This is a genomic window from Alteromonas sp. Mac1 (genome assembly GCF_001562125.1).
GTDB classification, from domain to species: domain Bacteria; phylum Pseudomonadota; class Gammaproteobacteria; order Enterobacterales; family Alteromonadaceae; genus Alteromonas; species Alteromonas stellipolaris.
This window is the reverse complement of the sequence record NZ_CP013932.1, coordinates 2,528,941-2,549,274: the sequence shown is the minus strand read 5'-3', so window position 1 is coordinate 2,549,274 and position 20,334 is coordinate 2,528,941. Positions and strand designations below refer to the sequence as shown.

21 protein-coding genes, 1 other RNA gene and 1 pseudogene are annotated in these 20,334 nt (G+C 41.8%); 11 read left to right on the top strand and 12 right to left on the bottom strand.

The window, feature by feature from the left end; genetic code table 11:
* Nucleotides 1–284 precede the first annotated feature (284 nt).
* Nucleotides 285–869 (top strand): hypothetical protein, encoded by a 585-nt coding sequence (locus AV939_RS10900; RefSeq protein WP_156454636.1) that lies wholly within the window; start codon nucleotides 285–287, stop codon nucleotides 867–869.
* A 293-nt stretch (nucleotides 870–1,162) separates the two neighbouring features.
* On the opposite strand, the gene AV939_RS10895 is transcribed toward AV939_RS10900, so the two are convergent.
* The 5 genes from AV939_RS10895 to AV939_RS10875 are packed head-to-tail and all read right to left on the bottom strand — an operon-like array spanning nucleotide 1,163 to nucleotide 4,106.
* Nucleotides 1,163–1,642 carry a hypothetical protein gene (locus tag AV939_RS10895; protein WP_061997639.1) on the bottom strand — a complete coding sequence of 160 codons (480 nt, stop codon included), beginning with the start codon at nucleotides 1,640–1,642 and terminating at the stop codon, nucleotides 1,163–1,165.
* Nucleotides 1,639–1,950, bottom strand: coding sequence for an STAS-like domain-containing protein (locus tag AV939_RS10890; protein WP_061997638.1), 312 nt, complete (start codon nucleotides 1,948–1,950; stop codon nucleotides 1,639–1,641). The genes AV939_RS10895 and AV939_RS10890 overlap by 4 nt, the downstream gene beginning before the upstream one ends.
* Nucleotides 1,943–2,845: a hypothetical protein gene (locus tag AV939_RS10885; protein WP_061997637.1), complete on the bottom strand. Its 903-nt coding sequence runs from the start codon at nucleotides 2,843–2,845 to the stop codon at nucleotides 1,943–1,945. The genes AV939_RS10890 and AV939_RS10885 overlap by 8 nt, the downstream gene beginning before the upstream one ends.
* Nucleotides 2,846–2,866: 21 nt before the next feature.
* Nucleotides 2,867–3,925, bottom strand: a complete 1,059-nt coding sequence (locus AV939_RS10880; protein ID WP_061997636.1) for a site-specific integrase — start codon at nucleotides 3,923–3,925, stop codon at nucleotides 2,867–2,869.
* A 4-nt stretch (nucleotides 3,926–3,929) separates the two neighbouring features.
* Nucleotides 3,930–4,106: a hypothetical protein gene (locus AV939_RS10875; protein ID WP_061997635.1), complete on the bottom strand. Its 177-nt coding sequence runs from the start codon at nucleotides 4,104–4,106 to the stop codon at nucleotides 3,930–3,932.
* A 93-nt stretch (nucleotides 4,107–4,199) separates the two neighbouring features.
* Here AV939_RS10875 and AV939_RS10870 point away from each other — a divergent pair, with 93 nt between their 5' ends.
* A complete protein-coding gene (locus tag AV939_RS10870) occupies nucleotides 4,200–5,138 on the top strand; it encodes a hypothetical protein (RefSeq protein WP_061997634.1) in 939 nt (312 codons plus the stop codon).
* A gap of 47 nt (nucleotides 5,139–5,185) precedes the next feature.
* On the opposite strand, the gene AV939_RS20280 is transcribed toward AV939_RS10870, so the two are convergent.
* The 4 genes and pseudogenes from AV939_RS20280 to ssrA form a co-directional block, all read right to left on the bottom strand.
* Nucleotides 5,186–5,482, bottom strand: coding sequence for a hypothetical protein (locus tag AV939_RS20280; RefSeq protein WP_061997633.1), 297 nt, complete (start codon nucleotides 5,480–5,482; stop codon nucleotides 5,186–5,188).
* A gap of 39 nt (nucleotides 5,483–5,521) precedes the next feature.
* A pseudogene (locus tag AV939_RS20500) lies at nucleotides 5,522–5,587 on the bottom strand (SEC-C metal-binding domain-containing protein); the annotation flags it as partial.
* A gap of 31 nt (nucleotides 5,588–5,618) precedes the next feature.
* Nucleotides 5,619–7,016, bottom strand: a complete 1,398-nt coding sequence (locus AV939_RS10860; RefSeq protein ID WP_197427673.1) for a replication endonuclease — start codon at nucleotides 7,014–7,016, stop codon at nucleotides 5,619–5,621.
* Nucleotides 7,017–7,423: 407 nt separating this feature from the next.
* Nucleotides 7,424–7,781, bottom strand: a transfer-messenger RNA (tmRNA) gene (gene ssrA, locus AV939_RS10855).
* A gap of 130 nt (nucleotides 7,782–7,911) precedes the next feature.
* Here ssrA and AV939_RS10850 point away from each other — a divergent pair.
* Nucleotides 7,912–9,228, top strand: a complete 1,317-nt coding sequence (locus AV939_RS10850) for an NADH:flavin oxidoreductase/NADH oxidase family protein (RefSeq protein WP_231751113.1) — start codon at nucleotides 7,912–7,914, stop codon at nucleotides 9,226–9,228.
* A gap of 26 nt (nucleotides 9,229–9,254) precedes the next feature.
* Here the strand turns inward: AV939_RS10850 and smpB are convergent, their stop codons facing one another.
* A complete protein-coding gene (gene smpB, locus AV939_RS10845) occupies nucleotides 9,255–9,734 on the bottom strand; it encodes an SsrA-binding protein SmpB (protein ID WP_057791556.1) in 480 nt (159 codons plus the stop codon).
* A 245-nt stretch (nucleotides 9,735–9,979) separates the two neighbouring features.
* Between smpB and AV939_RS10840 the strand changes: the two genes are divergently transcribed.
* Nucleotides 9,980–10,411, top strand: a complete 432-nt coding sequence (locus tag AV939_RS10840) for a type II toxin-antitoxin system RatA family toxin (protein ID WP_013783879.1) — start codon at nucleotides 9,980–9,982, stop codon at nucleotides 10,409–10,411.
* Nucleotides 10,408–10,779, top strand: coding sequence for an RnfH family protein (locus tag AV939_RS10835; protein WP_082746048.1), 372 nt, complete (start codon nucleotides 10,408–10,410; stop codon nucleotides 10,777–10,779). Before AV939_RS10840 ends, AV939_RS10835 begins: the two co-directional genes overlap by 4 nt.
* A gap of 163 nt (nucleotides 10,780–10,942) precedes the next feature.
* On the opposite strand, the gene AV939_RS10830 is transcribed toward AV939_RS10835, so the two are convergent.
* The gene (locus tag AV939_RS10830; protein WP_057791558.1) at nucleotides 10,943–11,422 is read right to left on the bottom strand and encodes a MarR family winged helix-turn-helix transcriptional regulator; all 480 of its coding nucleotides are present in this window, start codon (nucleotides 11,420–11,422) and stop codon (nucleotides 10,943–10,945) included.
* 34 nt (nucleotides 11,423–11,456) lie between these two features.
* Nucleotides 11,457–13,427: a BCCT family transporter gene (locus tag AV939_RS10825; RefSeq protein ID WP_061997630.1), complete on the bottom strand. Its 1,971-nt coding sequence runs from the start codon at nucleotides 13,425–13,427 to the stop codon at nucleotides 11,457–11,459.
* A 296-nt stretch (nucleotides 13,428–13,723) separates the two neighbouring features.
* On the opposite strand from AV939_RS10825, the gene AV939_RS10820 reads away from it, so the two are divergent.
* From AV939_RS10820 to AV939_RS10795, 6 genes are all read left to right on the top strand, one after another.
* A complete protein-coding gene (locus AV939_RS10820) occupies nucleotides 13,724–16,432 on the top strand; it encodes a TonB-dependent receptor (protein ID WP_061997629.1) in 2,709 nt (902 codons plus the stop codon).
* 118 nt (nucleotides 16,433–16,550) lie between these two features.
* Complete coding sequence (locus tag AV939_RS10815) at nucleotides 16,551–18,521, top strand: tetratricopeptide repeat-containing sulfotransferase family protein (protein WP_061997628.1); 1,971 nt, start codon at nucleotides 16,551–16,553, stop codon at nucleotides 18,519–18,521.
* Between the two features lie 8 nt (nucleotides 18,522–18,529).
* Complete coding sequence (locus AV939_RS10810; RefSeq protein ID WP_061997627.1) at nucleotides 18,530–19,063, top strand: DinB family protein; 534 nt, start codon at nucleotides 18,530–18,532, stop codon at nucleotides 19,061–19,063.
* Between the two features lie 80 nt (nucleotides 19,064–19,143).
* Nucleotides 19,144–19,470: a YceK/YidQ family lipoprotein gene (locus AV939_RS10805; RefSeq protein WP_057791568.1), complete on the top strand. Its 327-nt coding sequence runs from the start codon at nucleotides 19,144–19,146 to the stop codon at nucleotides 19,468–19,470.
* Nucleotides 19,471–19,606: 136 nt separating this feature from the next.
* The gene (locus tag AV939_RS10800) at nucleotides 19,607–19,816 is read left to right on the top strand and encodes a hypothetical protein (RefSeq protein ID WP_057796111.1); all 210 of its coding nucleotides are present in this window, start codon (nucleotides 19,607–19,609) and stop codon (nucleotides 19,814–19,816) included.
* Between the two features lie 183 nt (nucleotides 19,817–19,999).
* Complete coding sequence (locus AV939_RS10795) at nucleotides 20,000–20,284, top strand: hypothetical protein (protein ID WP_057791570.1); 285 nt, start codon at nucleotides 20,000–20,002, stop codon at nucleotides 20,282–20,284.
* Nucleotides 20,285–20,334: the final 50 nt, after the last annotated feature.

Sequence of the window (20,334 nt, the reverse complement as noted above, 5' to 3'; positions counted from 1 at the left end):
TTTGAATGATTTTTGTGCGACAAATTTTTGGATGTAAAGCTTCAGAAATTTAGCTTCTTAATCGAATAAGCCAAGTACTAGTCTGTTAGTGCGATATTTAACCTGTTAAAAATTAGTTCGGCATTTCATCTTGATAATATGGTTGTTCGTCGTACGATGGGAAATGTTAATTGAGTTGTTATTAGTTGTTTAAATAATAAGGCGCAGCGCCTGGCTCGGTTTCGCTTCGCAGCGAAGCATTATCATCGATTTTGGCGATGGCTATTTATGAAGGAGTAATATTTGTGGATGCAATTAATAGAGTTATACGCAGTCAAGAGAGCACGGATGGCATTTTTATTCAAATTTTCGGTATCGTTCTATTGCTGCCTGCAATTACCCTTCTTTGCATGTCAACTGACACAAACCCACCTGCTACATACTTATTTTCTGGCTTTTTTATCTCGTTCTCTATTCTCTTATTGACGATAGGAACTTATCAAAAGCGAAAATTTTATAAGTTGGGCAAAACTCCATTAACGTTAACGCCATCATTCTGCGCAATTGGTGAGGAGTTTAAAGGTTCTATTGAAATTGGTAAGCCAAACTTTAATAGTGTTAAAGAAATAACAATCACTCTATGGCGGCGCAGAAAAACGGTTGGCGATGGGAGCCGAAACGACAAAGTTTGGGAGTCAAATACAACAACAAAGATTAATCATGTAGACGACACAACCATCTTGGAGTTTAGTTTCACTATCCCGCACGACAAGATGCCGACAAACAAAGGGTTCTTCTCAGAAAATAAATATTTTTGGGAGGCTAGTTTCGAGTTTGTTGAATCAATGCAAAATATAAAAAGAACTTGGGAAATCCCTGTAAAAATATAACAAGCACTTCCACCATGAAAGCAGGTATAACAAGATTCCTGCGTTACTCGCTATCACTCAAACAATAATAAAAAGCTGCCAGATACCATCTGCGGCTAAAGGGAGCGTTAAATGTCCGATCCTTGTCTAGAGCCTAAGGTGATGGTTTGATAAAGCTTAGCTCAACGCCGTAGAGGCTAATTTGAACATAGTGGGCTAGATAGCAAAAAGCCCCTAAAAAGGGGCTTTTTGCGAATTGGTGGAGCTGGCGGGATTTGAACCCGTAGTTATATACATTAAATCAACCAGTTACATTATTTGTCAGTTAGAGGATACAGTTTCATATATTTTGAATAACATTCCATTTTAAGGCTTTCTATTGCTTCGGCTAAGTCCTCAATCTTTTCACTACGCTCTTCTAAATCAAGGTTATTTGCAGATTCCGCATTTAGAGTTAAAGAACTCCTAATGATTACTAAGTTTTTATTTTTAATTATCGTAATTTTACGCAATTCTAATAACTTTAAGTCGGACTTTATGTGAGCAATATAATTGAGGAATACTTTCGTTTGGGCTATGTTTTCTAAATTATTTGAACTTGGGTTTAGCCAAAAATTTGTTCCTTCATTAACAATCTTCTCAAGCTTATCTATCAAGGAGCGCAGGATGTTATAAGTCTCATTTCTATCAGTAATTCGTTTGGAGTTTTGAAAAACCACACTCCAGCCGATGAAAATAATGGATAAGGTAATGAAAGAAATAACAGAAGGATTGCTGTTTAACCATGAAATCATGCCTTTTCAATATACTCCTTTATCTCAATTATATAATCTTCTTCATCACTTAAAATTACTAAATTTTTCTCCAAAGTTTCTTTCGGAATGCCATCTCTGACGAGGCCGCCAAACGCTTCTTCTAGGAAAGAAGAACCAAAGCCTCTTGGAATATTATTTAAACTAACTATTATATTCTCACCAGGATTTAATTTGAAAGCGGGATATAATATGTCTTTACGAAATCTTTCACCACTCCATTTTCCATCAGAGAGATATCTTCCGAAAGGCTTAATAGAAAAGTCTTTTGCAACACTAATTTCAATCATGTTGTATACCTATTTTCCATGCCAACAAAGTGCCCGCTAGTTTCACGGGAAGTTTGAAACATCTAACTTTACCGTCAGTATGATACTCATACCCTCCATTATGACTATAAATAAGTAGTGTGTCTTTTTCTATATCGCTGACAGGTCTTTTTATATTCATGGAACCGTTACCTCGTCCATTGACATTTGTGGAAGTAACCCATCTCTTCATAGCATATGCAATTATATCTTCATCTGGGGTCTTTAACTGTTGTCTTTGGAGCCTGAAACTATCCGGTATACCAAGGCCTTTATCGAAAATCAGAAAGTGTAACTCATTATTTTTGATATAAATATATTGCCACCATCTTTTTATTGCATCTGGAGGGTTTATAGAATATGCATGCTGTTTGATATTCAACATCGCCTCGTTTATCGCACTACCTAAATGTCGGGGCAGACTTCCCCATTTCTGTTCTATTAATTCTAGCGTAGATTCAAGGTGCTTGTCAGGATCGTATCCACTCTGGAAGTTGTTTACTGTCAACCAATTTTTATCAAGTTTACGATCAGTGCCATTCCGTATAGCTTCCCAAAGACCACTATTTCTAACTAGCTTGCGAGTTTTTAAATCTGAAGGCAAAGTAATTTTGACGAAATCACTTTTCCTGTTTACAAGCTGAGCAGAAGTTATGTGCGAAAAGAGTAATATAGCTGCTTGAGCATTTATATGTTCTACTTTCGACATGTCCACATGAATTGGAATTTTTACAACATTAGCACAGTAGCTAATGTCAGATAATGTTATTAATACGCCATGTAAGGCGACAGGATCCTTAGAAATAAATTTGAAGTTTCTGGAAAGCTCAATATCAACTATTTCAGCTCGAGGGTTTATTATTATTGAAGCTTTCATATTTAGCGGCTCCTTGCAAGTCTATGAGATCCATCTTCCATAAGTTTTTCTTATCATCCCCCAATCTGCATGCCCCATTTGCTTAGCTACCCACATTGGGTTTTTGCCACTAGATAACATTTGCGAGGCATATGTATGACGGCATTGATAAGGATATCGGTACTCAATCTTCAATTTTTCTAATGTAGGCTTCCAAATATACTTTCTTAAACCATCTGCGTGTGTATATTCACGCATAGTTTTAGGATCGATAAAAACTCTCCCACGTTTAAAGTATTTTGACACCCTTATCATTTCCAACGACTGAACAGCTTTGTCATGAAGCTCGACGGTACGAATACTGAAGTTTGTCTTAGGGATTTTTTCCCTACCTCCAGTTAGATTAACACGGATATGTGCTAATTTCTTTGTTAGATCAACATCCTCCCACCTAAGGCCTAAGAGTTCGCCAGTTCTCATTCCTGTGAAAAAGGCAAACTGAAAAAACTCAGAGTAGGGACTCGGCAAGGCATTAAGAATTTCGTCAATTTCGGGAATGGTGAAAGGCTTTGGCTCAATTTGAAGCTGTTTATACCTCTCAATCCGCGATATTGGATTTGTGTCTATTACACCGTCGTAAAACGCTCTCTTAAATATCTGGTTTAATACATTTCTAGTTTCATTTATTGATTTACCAGATAAGTTACTTTCGGAAGCCCACTCATCAAACATACTGGCCTTAAAATCCGTCAATAAAAGGTGCCCCCAATTTGGCTTAATATATGAGTTATATTTTTGACTGTAACCTCGAATGGTTGTATGAGACCAGTTACGCTGTTTCTGCTTAAACCAAATATTTGAATAATCGTGGATAGTGTAATTGCAGCCTGTATCAAAAGCTTTTTGTATTATTTTACTGTTTGGAAAACGACTAGCAATAGCCTTGTCGTTTAGCGAAATTGCCATTTTGTAGATGGCTTCCTGTTCCTCAATTCTTTTCGCGGCGTTTTTATTATGTGGTGCAGGTATTGTTTCTCTATATCGCTCATGGTTTAGCGTGAAGTCGATAACATACCCACCATTTACTTCTTTAACACTCATTTTATTATTCTCCTCTCATCCACTGGTAAATCATTTCAACGATAAAAATTAACCTGCCGTCAGGTGCTTTTAAGTAGTGTTTTTGTTTTATCCAAACACCTTTTTTCACCTTCATTCGAATTGCTTCTTTTGAATATCCTGTCATTTCAGAAAGCTTCTCTGTTGTTACTAATCCGCTCATAAATTTGTACTCCCGTATAGACGAAGTACTAGATTGGTCTTGATTGGTCTGCTAAAACAGGGGGCATACGGGTTATATACGGGTTGTGAAAATATGGAAGTTGTTGAAAAACAGGATGTTGAAGATTTAGAGAAATCGTTAGACGTAGCGATTCAGTTTTTGAGTGTTCACCTCCCGAATATAGTTGGTGAAGAAATTGGGGCTTTTCTAATAGAACAAACTCATCTATTGATTCGACAAAATGCGGCTGACGAATCCCATTTTTACTTTACTGCTGCAGAAATATATAAGTCTATGACTGGGCAAGAAGATTCAGAGAAAGCTAGGCGCTGGATGAAAGGCCATGAAGAAAAACTCACAAAGCTTTTTGCTCAAACATCTTCATTAAACGCATTACTTACAGAAAAAAATTTAAGCCCACTTAGACTAGATCGCGTGAACTCGAAAGGTGGCATTCCTACGAAGTGGAGAATTCGCACTGGTTCTGTGAAATCGACTGGTACAGGAAATTCAAATGCCCTAAAGGTGCGGTACGTTGTCACACACATTGATGATGCATTGCCATGGGCTAAACCTTTTTCCAATCTGATTCTAACTCCAAGAAAGCTCATATTAGTTGCAATAGGTTTGCTGGCGTCGATTGTACTAACACTCTACACGCTTATTGGATTGGTAGAGTGGGGCAGCAAGACGATTAATACATGTGTGGTTATTTTTGGCATAGTTGCAGGTATCATTTTCATGACGCTGCACGAGTTACTTAATAAAGGGATAACAACATATCCTGCATTTTGGTCTAAAAAATTAGCAAAAAATAAGCTACTAACGATTAACGCGACAGGCCAATCTAAAGCACCTATATGCATGAAAGCAGTCACGATTGAAGCAAAATGCTCAGTTTGTGGGGAAGACCTATTAATTGAAAAGAGCAGAGAGTTTCATAATAGGTTCGTTGGAAAGTGCAGGGTAGCACCGTCAGAACATGTGTTTGCTTTTGACCATATAACGAAGGAAGGAAAATTCCTTCGTTAAAAACAAGACCGTATTTTTAAAGATCATTATGAATAATGCGTTGTGGGTTATATAAACTCGGGTTTGCTTTGGAATCTGATAGCGCCATGCTCGATACGTGCATATTCAAAAGCCTCATCTAATGAATCGAACGGTCCAGCCATTTGCACATTCGAGCATTCACCAGAAGTAACGATAACCATGCCGCTAATAAAAGCGTCAGTGTTATGCATTTCATTCAGCGTATTGGCTTTAACAGCATCTAATGTCATTACTAAACAACAGAGGCCATCTGTAGCTAAATCAAAAGGAGACTCATCGGGCAAGCGTTCTCGTGAGTAACCGAGGAATTGTTGCTCTGACATAGAGAGCGGAGTACTACTTTCCTGAGTAACATTTTTATTAGCGCAGCAATGCTTGTATTTCTTGTTGCTCCCACATGGGCATTTATCATTTCTACCAATTTTCATATTTGTCTCTAGTTTGTTTTGTTCAGTACAGTTATTTACACAAGTCCAAGATGCCTTCGGCTTTTGGGGCTTTCCCCTCACGGGAAATCCCCAGTCGCCTTCGGCTACCCCCTGAGCCTTCGTCGACAGCCCGTCCTTCCCGTTGGGAGGGCGGGCTGTCAACTCGTTCAGCGGGTGACGAAAAGAGCTGCCAGTTTTTATCTGGTATAGCGTATGTGCCTTCAGTGAAACGGATGTGTGTTGGCTTTTGGTTGTAAGCGTGTTTTGAAAGGGTGCTTAATTCACAATGTTGATACTGCGTTTTAATTTGATTTTCATACTCGAGGGAGAAAGGGCGTTCTATACGCTTTACGTTTGCGCCACCCATCATAATTAAGTAAGAAAGCCAATCAGATTCATCTGCCGCTTTTTGAAGCTTTCCTAATGGTGTGTCACTACTTTCTAATTCTAACTTTCTTAACTGTCGCCATAACGTAACCGAAGGCAGCCCTAAAAATTGAAACTGCCTTATATTATATAGTGATGCCCAAGCAGTGATTTTTGATGCAGACTGTTTCGCATCGTTGCCGTAGTTGTCGGTATCTAGAAATTCACCATCAATATTTTTACAAATGTATTTAGCGATATAGTCTTGCGCTGAACCTTTTTCAGGATCTATTGGCTCTGCTTTGAATCTATTTTTGTCCGCGCCGGATTCGTCGGCATCATCTTCCATTGCATAATGCCTTAAAATACTTGTTACACGTGCTAACTGTTCTGGCGGTGTGAATAGCAATAAATGCCAATGTGGTGTGCCGTCATGGTGTGGCTCAACAACACGCAAGCCGAACACTTCTATTCCTTCGCGATGGAATTGTGCTCTGGCTTTGCGCCATTGGGCATTAAGATACTCATTAGCATCTTTAACAGAATAATTTAAATATTTAGGGTTCGGCTTACCCGATTGGTAGTGTGAATGGAACTTGGATGGTGTGGTGATGGTATAAAAGCACCCCACATGGTTTAGCAGTTTGGAATACTCTTCCGTTCCCTTTATTCGAACCATCAATTCGGCTCTTCTTACTTCAGGATTAGATACGTTTGCCTGATAAGCATCCAGCATAGAAATAAACTCACCGTCAGCACTGCAGAACCATTTAGATTTCATAAATTCAAGGGCTTGCTCTTTTTCCCACTTAAATTGGCGCAATCGGTCACTACTGCAATAAGCACTTTTTTTCTGATTCACTAAATCTAACTGTCGACGTATTTCTTCTACTTTTTGGCTGGCAATTCGTTTCAGCTTGTTGAACCAAAATTTCTCTGAACGCGCTTGAACAATGGCCTCAGTAGCTGAAATGTCGTCAGGAAGGCTGATGTTGTATTTAAGTAGTTTGGCTTTGCATAGGCAGAGTGCGTGGGCTTCACTTAAATCGGCGGTATCGCGCAAGCATTCCATAGCTTTCGATTTAGCAAAGGCTTTGAGTTCTTTGATGTCAGACGTTAGGTTTAGATCTGCTAAGTGAAGATGTTTATTTAGTCTAGAAAGAAAGCGATTGGCTTGTACATAGTCTTGTTGTTTAGAAAGCTTGAGGTACTTATGCGCAGCGTCATAAGCAAGTGGGGATATGAAATCGAATATCTTTTTACGAAAAAGGTGACATTCGCGAGTACCAATACCATTTGTTAATTCATTAGGGCAGGTGACAGTCTCGCGACAGTCGAGTACAGATTCACGACAATTTTGAGCCCTATTTAGACCCTGAAAGACCGAATGAGTAGAAAGTGATGGTTCGCTGGAAGCAGCGTTATTAGAGGGATAGAGCGGTCTAGAAGGTTCTAGACCGCATCTGGAATTGGTGGAGCTGGCGGGATTTGAACCCGCGTCCAGAAAATGTCTACCTTTGGTACTACATGCTTAGTTTGTCTTTTCTTTAACTACTTTAGACCCCGACAAACAGGGTTCTTGGTAGCTGTCCCGATACTATTTCGCGGTTCAACCTCAGGAGAGTTTCCCTCGCTAGTTTGCTTGGATGACCTTCCGAATCCACGCTAGCAAACAAAGCTGTGGTGGAAGGGCCTATACCGGTTATTAAGCGGCTAGTGCGTAGTTTTCGTCGTTTGCGACTATTTGTATGCGGCTTTTTTAAGAGGCCAGCCGCACCTCTGCATGCACCTCCGGCTTCCAAGATCCTGTCGAATCCTAATCAGCCCCGAGTGTGAAGGCGCAGTATAACATAACTAGCTTGCGGTTAAATGATTTCTTTATATTTTGCTTTCAAAAGATGCATTTATCGTCAATAAGCATTAAAGTGTACCGGCTTAAAATTACATTTGAAGTGCTAATGTCATCTGACTCAATAATTTATACGCCTTATACCTTACCTTGCGGGGTAGTGGTACGTAATCGCCTTGTAAAAGCAGCGATGGAAGAGAACATGTCGAGCGCTGGCAGTCTACCTGGCAGTGCACTGTACACCCTTTATCGATATTGGGCGCATGGTAATTTGGGCATGATCATTACGGGTAACGTTATGGTCGATCGTGAATCGATGACGGGCCCGGGTGGCGTTGTGTTAGATAAAAACTCCCCCTTAGAACCTTTCGAGCGCTGGGCTAAAATTATCAAATCAAATGGCGCGCTGGCGGTGATGCAAATTAATCACCCTGGTCGTCAGGTATTTAAAGCTATGCAAGGCAAAGCAATTGCACCTTCGGCGGTGCCGCTTGATATGGGTAAGCACTCAAAATTGTTCGCCGTGCCAAAAGAAATGACCTGCCAAGATATTCATGATGTGTGCAAACGCTTTGTTGAAACCGCAGTGCAAGCTCAAAAAGCTGGGTTTGATGGCGTGGAAATTCATGCGGCGCACGGGTATCTACTTACACAGTTTTTATCGCCGCTTACTAATCAGCGGCAAGACGAGTGGGGCGGTTCCATTATTAACCGTGCCCGTTTGCTAATTAATATTGTTAGTCAAATTCGTGCGGTATGCCCAAGTGGCTTTATTGTTATGGTTAAACTTAATTCTGCTGATTTTCAGCGCAACGGGTTTAGTTTTGATGATGCCTGTGAAGTAGTACGCCGTTTAGAAGCGTTAGGTGTTGATGTGGTGGAATTGTCAGGTGGTAGTTACGAAGCGCCTGCTATGCAAGGGCAAACCCGAGACGATACTACCCTTGCACGTGAAGCTTACTTCTTAGAGTTTGCCCACAGCCTTGAAACTAAAACCGATATTCCTTTAATGACAACGGGGGGTATTAAGCGGGCTGAAGTTGCCGAAAAAGTCATTCAACAAGGTTGTTCATTAGTGGGGTTAGCTAGTGCTTTGGCCATTACGCCCGATTTAGCGAAGAAGTGGCAGCAGGAATGGCGTTATTCGGGTGTTATTCCGCATTGTACGTGGAAAGATAAATCGTTAGCCAGCTTAGCAAATATGGCCATGGTTCGTCGTCAGCTTAGGCGCTTAGGTAATAACTTAACTACCTTACGTTCGCCTTCGCCATTGTGGAGTTTGGTACTTGATATGATGCATCGCAAGTCGATGACCAAGCGTGACGTTAATGCTAAAAACGGTAGTGTACAGCTTGCTAATCAGTCAAGTAACAGTGATAAAACCGTTAGCACCAGTCATGTTAGGGCAGACCAGCTGAACAAATAACGTGCAGCTAAAAGTAAAACACAGCGTTAAACGCTGTGTTTCATCATTCTTTCTTTCTGACGTTGCCAGTCTTGATCTTTTAATGAGTCTCGTTTGTCTCGTTCGTGCTTACCTTTGGCAAGATTGATTTCTAACTTAACCCAGCATTTTTTCCAATACATGGCAGTGGCCACGATAGAGTAACCTTGTCGGTCTCTTGCGCCCATAAGTCGGTCTAGTTCGCGCTTTTTCAATAACAATTTACGCGCACGCTCGGGTTCACACACAACGTGAGTAGATGCTTGGTTTAACGGGCTTATGCGACAACCTACCAAATAGGCTTCGGCATTTTGAATAATCACATAGCAATCGGAAATGTTAACTTTACCTGAGCGAATACTTTTAATTTCCCAGCCTTGAAGCTGAATACCGGCTTCAAATTTGTCCTCTAGGAAATAGTCGTGACGCGCTTTTTTGTTTAGCGCGATAGTACCTGTGGTGTTTTTGTTGGCTTTATTCTTTTTCATGCTCGCTATTATACTGATTGCTGTATGAATGTCTGTATACCCATCACAATATTTATTAGTTCATTTACTAATATTTAGTGTTCACTCTAGCATTCACTCTAGCGCTCACCCAATAACGCGAGGGTATTGTAATCTACAGAGCGATGTGGGGGCGAAACGGAAAAAGCGAAGATGAGTGAAGGGTTTTTTCTGTGGTATTTTTTCTATGATATAATGCGCCTTTCGATATTTATATAGTGAAGTACATGGCGAGTATACAACGCAGTGCATTGGTAGCACACAGCGCCCAGGCTATGTTCGACTTGGTGAACGATGTTGCGGCCTATCCGCAGTTTCTACCAGGTTGTCGAGACAGCAAGGTTCTAGAAGCATCTGGCGAAAATATGAAAGCCTCATTGCTAGTAGCAAAGGCAGGCATTAAACAATGGTTCACTACCCATAACGAACTTGAACCTGGAAAGCGTATTGATATGCAGCTTGTCGATGGGCCTTTTCGCTATTTAACCGGCGGATGGACATTTTCTGCGTTATCAGACGAAGCTTGTAAAATTGAGCTAAACCTTGAGTTTGAATTTACCAATAAATTAGTAGAAATGGCATTTGGCAAAATCTTCAACAATTTGGCGGCCAATATGGTTGTTGCGTTTACTGAACGTGCTAGGAGTGTTTACGCGTGAGTGAAGGCTTAATGCAAATCGAAGTGGCTTATGCACTTCCTACTAAGCAATCTTTGGTTGATGTTGCGATAAAAGAAGGCGCAACCGTAGAAGAAGTAATTCAAGCATCGAATCTGCTCAACGAATACCCAGATATCGATTTATCTAGCACCAAGGTGGGCATATGGAGCAGGGTAGTTAAGTTACGCGATACGGTAAAAGATGGCGACCGAATTGAGATATACCGCCCGCTTATTGCCGACCCGAAAGAAATAAGAAAGCGCCGTGCCGAGAAAGCCAAAGAAGAGGGCCGCGCCGATAAAGTTACTGGTGGCCGGGTAAACCCTTTGAAAGCTGCTGATAAACAAACAGATAAGCAATCTGACTAAAGCTCTAATTTAACACTAGATTAAAGCCCAAAAAATAGACTTTTCGCGCTCTTGCTACAAATTTTTATGAATGCAAAAAAACAGCCAGCATAAGCTGGCTGTTTTGTTTCGTTTTATCGTAAGTTCTGCGTGAGCCAATTAACCCAAACAGTCTTCACTACATTTAGTTAGGTTTTTCCGAAATACTGCCAAGTTCAAGGAACGGTGATGCGTCAATATCTTCTGCATCCATCATACTTGCAATTCGCTGAACGGTAGCCACCATCTGGCTTTGCTCCCATTCTTTTAACTGCGAGAAGCGTTCCACGAAGTGTTCTTGCAGTGGGCGAGGAGCATTAACAACTGCCACTTTTCCTTTCTCAGTAAGGAAAACACCTACTTTACGCTTATCTTGCGTACTTCGAATGCGGGTTGCTAAATCTCTGCCCTCAAGGCGATCAAGAATATTAGTAATGGTGGCAGGGCTTAGATTTATGTTTTCAGCGATTTCTCGCACCATAATTCCAGGCTTCTCCTGAATGTTTTGCATTACTAACAGTTGTGGGCCTGTTAGCCCAACATGCTTGCTCAATTGCTTGCTGCGCAAATCTACAGCGCGGATCACGCGCCGTAGTGCAACCAACAATTCTTCTTCTTTTCGCATTTTATTCCTAATAAATCTGCAACCCTAACCCAAGCTACTTAAGCAAATGGATAAAGTGTTGATGCTTCTGAAACTGATCAATTACGTCATTAATCACTGAGATTTTCGACCATCCCATAATATCGTAGTTCTGACCACCTTCACTTAAATGAACTTCTGCGCGATAGTACGTTGGCTTTTCGCCTTCGTCTACCTCTTGTAGCTCACTTGGACCAAATTCTGGCTGATGAGTGGCAGATGGGTATACTGCGTATACAAAATCAGGGTCGCTACCCATGGTTACCGTTAGCATTAGCGATTCATCGGTTTCATCAATCAAAATTTCAAATTGCTGAGTTTCAAACTCTTTACCTACTTCAGACATGGCAGGCTTAACAATTTTTTGCATATAGCGTCTAACGGCGTTTTCATCTGGGAAAGTCACAATGTTTTCTAATCGGTCTTTCCAGTTCTTATCGCCATCGTTATGCTGCGGCGTACCGGCTAGCACTTGTAAGCTTTCACGTTTATACGCTTCTACTCGTAGTGCTTTCAATAGTCCTGCAATCGCTATAAGCAACACGATTGCGAAGGGCAGCGCCGAGGCAATTGTCATGGTTTGAAGTGCCCCCAAACCACCAGCATAAAGTAGAACGGCACTTACCACACCAACACCAACGGCCCAGTAAATTCGCTGCCACAATGGCGTGTCGTTTCTACCATGTGAACAAAGCATGTCTACTACCATTGCGCCAGAATCGCACGATGTTACAAAGAACACTATCACCATTATGACGGCAATAAAGCTTAATATCGACGAGAATGGGAACTGCTCTAAGAACACGAATAAGGCGACCGCACTATCCTCGTTAACCATGGTGGCTAAAATATCCTTACCATGCACTAACACTTGGTCGATGGCGCCATTACCAAAAACGGTCATCCAGAAAAGCGTGAAGGCAGAAGGGATAAGTAATACGCCCATGATGAATTCACGAATGGTGCGGCCGTATGAGATACGTGCAATGAACAAACCTACGAATGGTGCCCATGCTAACCACCAGCCCCAATAAAAGATGGTCCAGCCACCAATCCAATCGGTTTTGTCATAGGCGAATAAGTTGAAGGTATTTCTAACTAAATCAGATAGGTAAGCCCCCGTGTTTTGCATGTAGGCTTGAAGCAAGAATACTGTTGGCCCTAATATTAGAACAATAAGAAGCAGTAATATGGCTAAAACCATGTTGGTTTCAGACAAAATACGAATGCCTTTATCTAACCCAGTTGCCACAGAGATGACGGCTAAACCAATAACCCCCGCCATAATCATAATTTGTACGGTGGTATTTGAAGGCAAGCCGAATAAGTAATTGAAGCCGGCGTTAACCTGTGATGCACCTAAGCCTAGCGATGTTGAAACACCAAATACGGTAGAAGTAACCGCAAAAATATCGACAACATGACCAGGCCAGCCGTAAATTCTGTCGCCAATTAGCGGATAAAGCGCAGAGCGCAGCGTTAAGGGTAGGTTCTGGCGATACGCAAAATAGGCCAATATTAAAGCCACCACAGCATAAATTGCCCAAGCATGAACACCCCAATGGAAAAAGGTGGTTTTCATTGCTTCGCGCACAGCATCAATGCTTTCAGCCTGTGCAGTCGGTGGTGCTAAAAAGTGCATTAGGGGCTCGGCTACGCCAAAAAACATAAGCCCAATACCCATTCCGGCAGCAAACAGCATAGATAACCAAGTAGTGAACTTAAATTCTGGTACGGCGTGGTCGGGGCCTAGCTTAATCTCGCCATAGCGAGACATGCCCAGATAAACCACAAATAACAGTACAATTGCTACCGTAAGTACATAGAACCAACTGCCATTTGTCACAATGACGTCTTGAATAGTCTTGAAAAGTGAATCCGCAGTTTCAGGCAAGGCTGCTGCAAAAATGAGCAGGCAGGCTATAATTATAGAAGATGTGTAAAACACGGGTTTGTTTAAGGGTGATGTGCTCTCAGTTTCGCTCACGCTAATACTCGTCCTTTCTCTTTTCTGTCGAATTAGAGTTGTTACGTTGAAATATACCGCATGGAACAACTTTTATAAACTTTGATTGTAATTATTAGAGCTGATTCCTTAATAGGAGCGGCTGATTTTTAAAATTGCGATATGACGGCGTTAAACGAAAGTTCTAGGTATTAAATAATAGTTAGAGTAGAAATTAATCTTAGTTTATGGGTTAATAGAAATGATATTTTTGATAAGTGTTTTAAGTAAACACAGTTCAAAGAATAAAAAATCACCTAATAGGGAAAACACACATTATGCGTAAAACTCAGCTTAGCTGTGCAATTGTTGCTGCATTGGCATCTACACCGTTGCTCGCTCAAGAATCTGAAGCGCCAGCGAAACTTGAAACTATAGAAGTTACAGCCACTAAACGCGCCGAATCTATCCAAGATGTACCTGTCGCCGTTACTGCACTTAATGGTAAAGCACTCGAAAATTTAGGTATTGATAATTTTCAAGACTACGTTGAATTTCTTCCAAACGTAGTGTTTCAGGGTACTGGCCCGGGCCAAAACGAAATTTATATTCGTGGTGCGGCAACTACCCAATCAAACATCATGTTGTCTTCAGTTCAAGCATTACAACCATCTGTTGCTTTCTATGTAGATGAACAGCCTGTATCAATGGCTGGTCGTAACCTAGACGTGTACGCTACTGACGTTGCCCGCGTTGAAGTATTACCTGGGCCACAAGGTACTTTGTTCGGTGCAAGCTCTCAGGCAGGTACAATTCGTTTGATCACGAATAAACCCGACCTAAACAGTTTTGGTGCTGGTTTTGATACCAACATTGGTTTCACCAAAGGTGGTGAAATGAGTAACTCGGTAACGGCTTACTTTAATTTGCCACTTACCGACAAGCTAGGTTTCCGTGTTGCCGCTTACAACGATAAGCAAGGCGGCTGGATTGATAACGTGATGAACGTTCCAGGTGAAGGCGGTTACATTGGAAGTGCGGTAGTTATCGACCGTATCTCTGGCGGCCCACTTGCTGATCCTGTTGCTATGGATGCAAACCGCGTAACTAGCCCAGGCGTTAACTCGAACGAAGAAGCATCTGTTGTATCTCCACAAAATGATGCACTTGTTGAAGAAGACTTTAATGATGCAATCTACACGGGTGCACGTTTCGGTTTACTTTATGAATTTAATGATGACTGGGATTTGTTGGTTCAACATACTCAACAATCACTAGATACTGAAGGTGTATTTGCTTACGACCCTACGCTTGAGGGCGAAAGTTCTGCGCTTCGTTTTGCTCAAGAAGAAAACAAAGATGAGTTTGGCTTAACAACCTGGACATTAGAAGGTCGTTTGGAAAAACTAGACCTTGTGTATACAGGTGGTTATTTAGATCGTGAAATCGATACCTTAGCCGATTACACGGGCTACACGAATGGCGGTGCTTTCGCAGCGTATTACGTGTGTAACCATTATGAGGCTGGTGTTGAAGCTGAAGATCAGCGCTGCCTAGATCCTACCAAGTACTTTAGAGAAGACACAACTACAACTCGTTCTACTCACGAGCTTCGTTTTGTGACGACCATGGATACGCCTTGGCGCGTAACTGCGGGTTTGTTCTATGATGACCAAGAAGTGGCAACAGTAGGGCAGTTTAAAATTGCTAATACTGACGGCGAGCTAACCCAATACGGCTTTAACAACCTACAAAGAACGTTAGTAGGTACCGACGGTATTAATAGCGACGGTGGTCCATTCCCATCAGAAATAAGCTTTATTAACGACATTACCCATACCGTTGAGCAAATTGCGGTATTTGGTCAGTTTGAATACGACATTACCGATTCACTAACCGCTAGTGTAGGCGCTCGTTGGTATCAAATTGATGATAAGTACACAGGTTCAACTTCTACTGTTGACGTAACACGCCGTGTTCAAGCGTTTGGTTCACTTGACCCAGATGAGCTCGCTGCCGTTGGCCTAGACCCAGATGCAGTAAATGCTGCCATTGCTAGTGGCCAGCTAGAAACTGATTTGTTGGGTAGCGATGGTGTACTTACCGTTGACGATACCATCTTCAAATTTTCACTAGATTGGAAAGTAAACGACGATCTATTATTGTTTGCTAACTACTCTGAAGGCTTCCGTCCTCCGGTAACTAACCGTGTTGGTGGTGGTTTGGCGAAAAACCAAAGTGGCGCATTTGAAAACTTCCGTATTCCTGTGTACTCAACCACAGATACCCTTGATAACTACGAACTAGGTGTTAAGGGTGACTTCTTAGATGGTATTTTACGTGTAAACGCTACGGCGTATTACTCTGAAATTTCTGACCTACAAACGTCACGTTTCGACCCAACTAACATCTCTTTCTTAGTATTTACCGACAACGTTGGTGATGCAGAGATTCAAGGTTTAGATGCCGACATTACGTGGTTAGCTACAGACGACTTAGTGATTAACGCTGCTTTCAGTTTATTAAATACTGAATTAACTAGCGTTAACTCTGAATTAGAAGGCATTGCAGCAGGTGTAGGCTCTGAACTTCCTTACTCTGCGGGCTTCTCTGGTAACATTAACGCACGTTACTTCTTCGAACTAGAAGGCGACAAGCGTGGTTACGTGAATGGCTCTGTAAGCTACACCGGCGATCGTTATGCTGGCATGGTAATGGACGCTTACGTAATGGAAGATGCAACGCAACTTATTTACGGCACAGGTTCTGGCCTTAAAATTGAGAAGCATGCAGACGTTTACGAAGGCGTAACGTATACCGACTCTAACGGTGACGTATTTGAAGGTGGCCGTTACGTACAAGAGTCTTACATGCTAGCTAACTTAGCCGTTGGTGTGACTAACGATGTATGGAAAGCCGAGCTTTATGTCGATAACGTGTTTGATGAAAGCGCGATATTGAATATTGATACTCAGCAGTTTACACCTAAGGTAGTCACGAATCGCCCACGTACCATCGGCGTGCGCTTTTCTTACGATTACTACTAAACACGAGTTATGTAATCTGACTTTGGTGTAATTTGAACTTCATGTAATATGTTACACCTACCTAAAACGGCATGCCTTAGGGGATGCCGTTTTTTATGTTTTTAGGCATGCTGTATTTATGAATTCACAAGAACAACAAACTCTTACTGCACTAAAACAAAGTTTGATGCAGTCTAATCATCAGCATGTTATTGCGCAAAGTAAGCAGTTTCTCAATGCTAAACCCAGCGAAGACGCTACCCGCGAAGCCATGTATGTAATGGCAGTGGCGTACCGACTTGCCGGAGAGATTAAAAGCGCAATAAGTACACTGTTACATCTTGTCGAAATATTCCCAGATTACGGCAGAGGCTTTCAAGAGTTGGGTTATTGCTATGCGCGCGAAAATAAGCACAGCGAGGCAGCCAACGCCTTTTATCAGGCCACACGTTTCAACCCCGCACTTGTTGCCGCATGGCAGCAGTTAGAAGCGGTATACAAGCGAGACAATCAACCTCAAGCTTTGGCACTCGCACAACAACATATTAGTTTCCTGCAAAGTCTACCCAAACCATTACTTGGCGCACACGATTTAATGCACGAAGGCCAGTTGCATAAAGCAGAACAGGTATGCCGGCAGTTTTTAGCCAAAAACAAGCATCACCCTGAAGCCATGATGCTATTGGCAGAATTAGGCGTGCAGTTAAAGGTATACCATGATGCCGAGTTTTTATTAGAAAGTTGTGTTGCGCTTTATCCTGACAACGATAAAGCCCAAGCGGCTTACCAAGGGTTACTTGCAAAACTGGGCAAATTCCCGCAGGCGGCAAAAGTGGCGCGAGCGCGCTTAGCACAACAACCAGAAAGCTTTTCCATAAAAGTAAGCTTGGCCCATGCGCTAGTGGGTGTTGGTGAGTTGGAAGAAGCCATTGGTATTTATCATCGTTTACTTGCCGATAAGCAAGATCGCCCCGCTCTGTGGGTTGCTTTAGGCCATGCATTAAAGGCCAAAGGCGATGTGAAAGAGGCAATTGCATCTTACGAGAAAGCCGCCATGTTTGCCCCTGATTTTGGTGACGCGTACTGGAGCTTGGCTAATACGAAAACCTATCGTTTTGATGATAACGCTTTGACGGCAATGCAACAGCAAGAAGCGCTTGAAACCACAAAGCTAGACGACAGAATTCACCTTTGCTTTGCCTTAGGGAAAGGCTTTGAAGATGCGAAACAGCCCGACAAAGCGTTTGAATATTATAACAAAGGCAACGGCCTTAAAAAGCGCACTCATCGCTTTGATATTGCTCGCACAGAAGTGGCGCTTGAAGCCCAAGCATCGGCCTGCGACGCAGAATTAATGAGTGAGTTCAGCGGCTGCGATGCGCCAGACCCCATTTTTATTGTTGGCTTGCCGAGGGCAGGTTCAACCTTGCTAGAGCAAATATTGGCATCCCATTCCATGGTGGATGGCACTATGGAGCTACATGATATTTTAGGCATTGCATCCAGCTTAAGTAATCAGAAGAAAGCGTACCCCTATAATCTTGCTGATTTGTCTGATGAAGCATGCATTGCCCTTGGCGAAAAATACATGGCGCAAACTCAAGCGTATCGCCAGTCTGCCCCATTTTTTATCGATAAAATGCCGAATAATTTTGTGCATATTGGCCTCATAAAGCGCATTTTACCAAACGCAAAAATCATCGATGCTAGGCGCGACCCCATGGATTGCTGTTTTAGTGGCTTTAAGCAGTTATTCGGGGAAGGGCAGGAGTTTAGCTATTCCTTAGATGATATTGGCCGTTATTATTGTGCATATGAAAAGCTAATGGACCACTGGCATTCTGTGTTGCCGGATCATATTCTAACCGTACAACACGAAGATGTGCTTGATGATTTAGAAGGACAAGTACAGCGCATTCTTGATTTTTGTGGTCTGCCATTTGAACCAGCGTGTTTGTCGTTCTATGAAACCAAAAGGGTAATTAAAACCCCCAGTTCAGAACAAGTACGCCAGCCTATTTACAAAACTGGCATGCAGCAGTGGAAGCCTTTTGAGAGTTACTTAGATGAACTTAAGCTAGCATTAACTAAACGAAGCGACATGTCTTAGGAACGTTTATGTCTTTAAAAAATAGCTTCACATTGATGGCTCAATACAATCAGTGGATGAATGATTCTGTATATTCAGCAGCATCGCAATTAAGCCCCGCCGCATTGGATGAAGATGTGGGGGCTTTTTTTGGATCTACCTTAGGAACGCTTAACCACATATTGGTTGCCGATATTATCTGGCTTCAACGATTTGCAAAGCATCCTGATAAGTTCAGCGAGTTAGACATCGTAATGGCAATGTCGCTTCCTAAAAAGCTAGATGAAACCCTTTTTGAGGATATAGGGTTACTACGCGAGCAAAGAATGAAAGTAGATGAGGCTATTTTGGCCTTCGCTAATGCCTTATCAAGCGAAGTGCTTACCACTGACTTGTCATTTCTAGATACTGCGGGTGTGCCACATACGAAAAACTTCGGTCAACTTATACTGCACTTATTTAACCATCAAACACATCACCGCGGGCAAATTACTACGTTACTTTCTCAGCGTGGCCTAGATGTTGGGGCTACCGATTTACTGGAGCTAATCCCTGCGTTATAGTTTCTGCTATCAATTTCGCATTAACATCGACTGCACGAAGTTGCCCCCAATTCAACAGCATTAAATGGAATTAGTCGTATATGAAAATTTTGTCTCTCGCCATCTTATCTTTAGCGTGTTGCTCTTGTGCCACTGTGAAAACAATTTCTCCTGACAACAACCATGTTCAAATTGAACATCAAGGTAAGAAAAGCTACTGCGAAGAAATACCTCGTGTATACAGTGGATTCTCATACAATGTATGTTTGTTAAATGGTGAACCAAGCCGACGGGAAAATATCGGTTCGACGGTTGGGAAAGTCCCTTTCTTTGTTATTGATGCGGCGTTTTCTATTGTGGCAGACACTATTGTTATTCCATACACGGCGGTACAGCAGATAGACAAAGGCAGCATTAAAGTTAACTAAGCTGTCGCTTTCACTCGCTTCTTTATGATTCAACTCCTTGTGTAAAAATACGCAACTTTACGTAAAGACGATTGTATGGCGACCATCGCTTTCGCTAAGGTTGATTTTACCAAGATGGTAAAATGGAATGTTTGTTATGAATATTAATGCAACATTGATTGGGCAAGTTATTATTGTCTTTGCTGTACTGATGGCTGCTGTTGGCTATTATTTAGGGAAGCGAAAAACCCAATCGCCCATTATTACCTCTGTTTTGGCATTCTTTTCCGCACTTGTACCGCCTGTAGCAATTATATTTCTATTTGTACTGGTATTAAAAAACGATGTGAAAATATCGGAAAATTGATCGTTGGTTTACTAATAGGGCTTGCCGTCGTTATATCGGCGTTTTTTTGTAATAACCCACTTTTAACAGCCAACATTCATACTAGTTACTGTTAATTACGTCCTTATGAGTAAATAACCTGCGACATTGCTCAGGTTACATGCAATGCTCTAGGCATTAGAACAATTACCTACCAGAGCTACTATGAATTTAGATAAGTCGACAAAACGCATTGCCAAAAGGGTAAAGAAAGGATTTCAAGGCTACCCACAAATTACCTTAACGTATTATGGGGAAACGGCAGAATGCGCAAACGAAGTGGTGATGGGATTTATCGCTGAAGAAGGCGCAGCTCCACAAGAACAAAAATTCGCCAGCAAGACTGACGCAAGAACCGATGAAACCATTCAAACTACGCTGCTTAAAGTTATAGAGCGCGCCGATGCAAAAACGGTAACAGAAGCCGAAGGCATTGTAGTTACAAAATAGCGCATATTTAGCAATTTGGGTGAACGTGTCTCTTTGATAGGCCCTAGTTG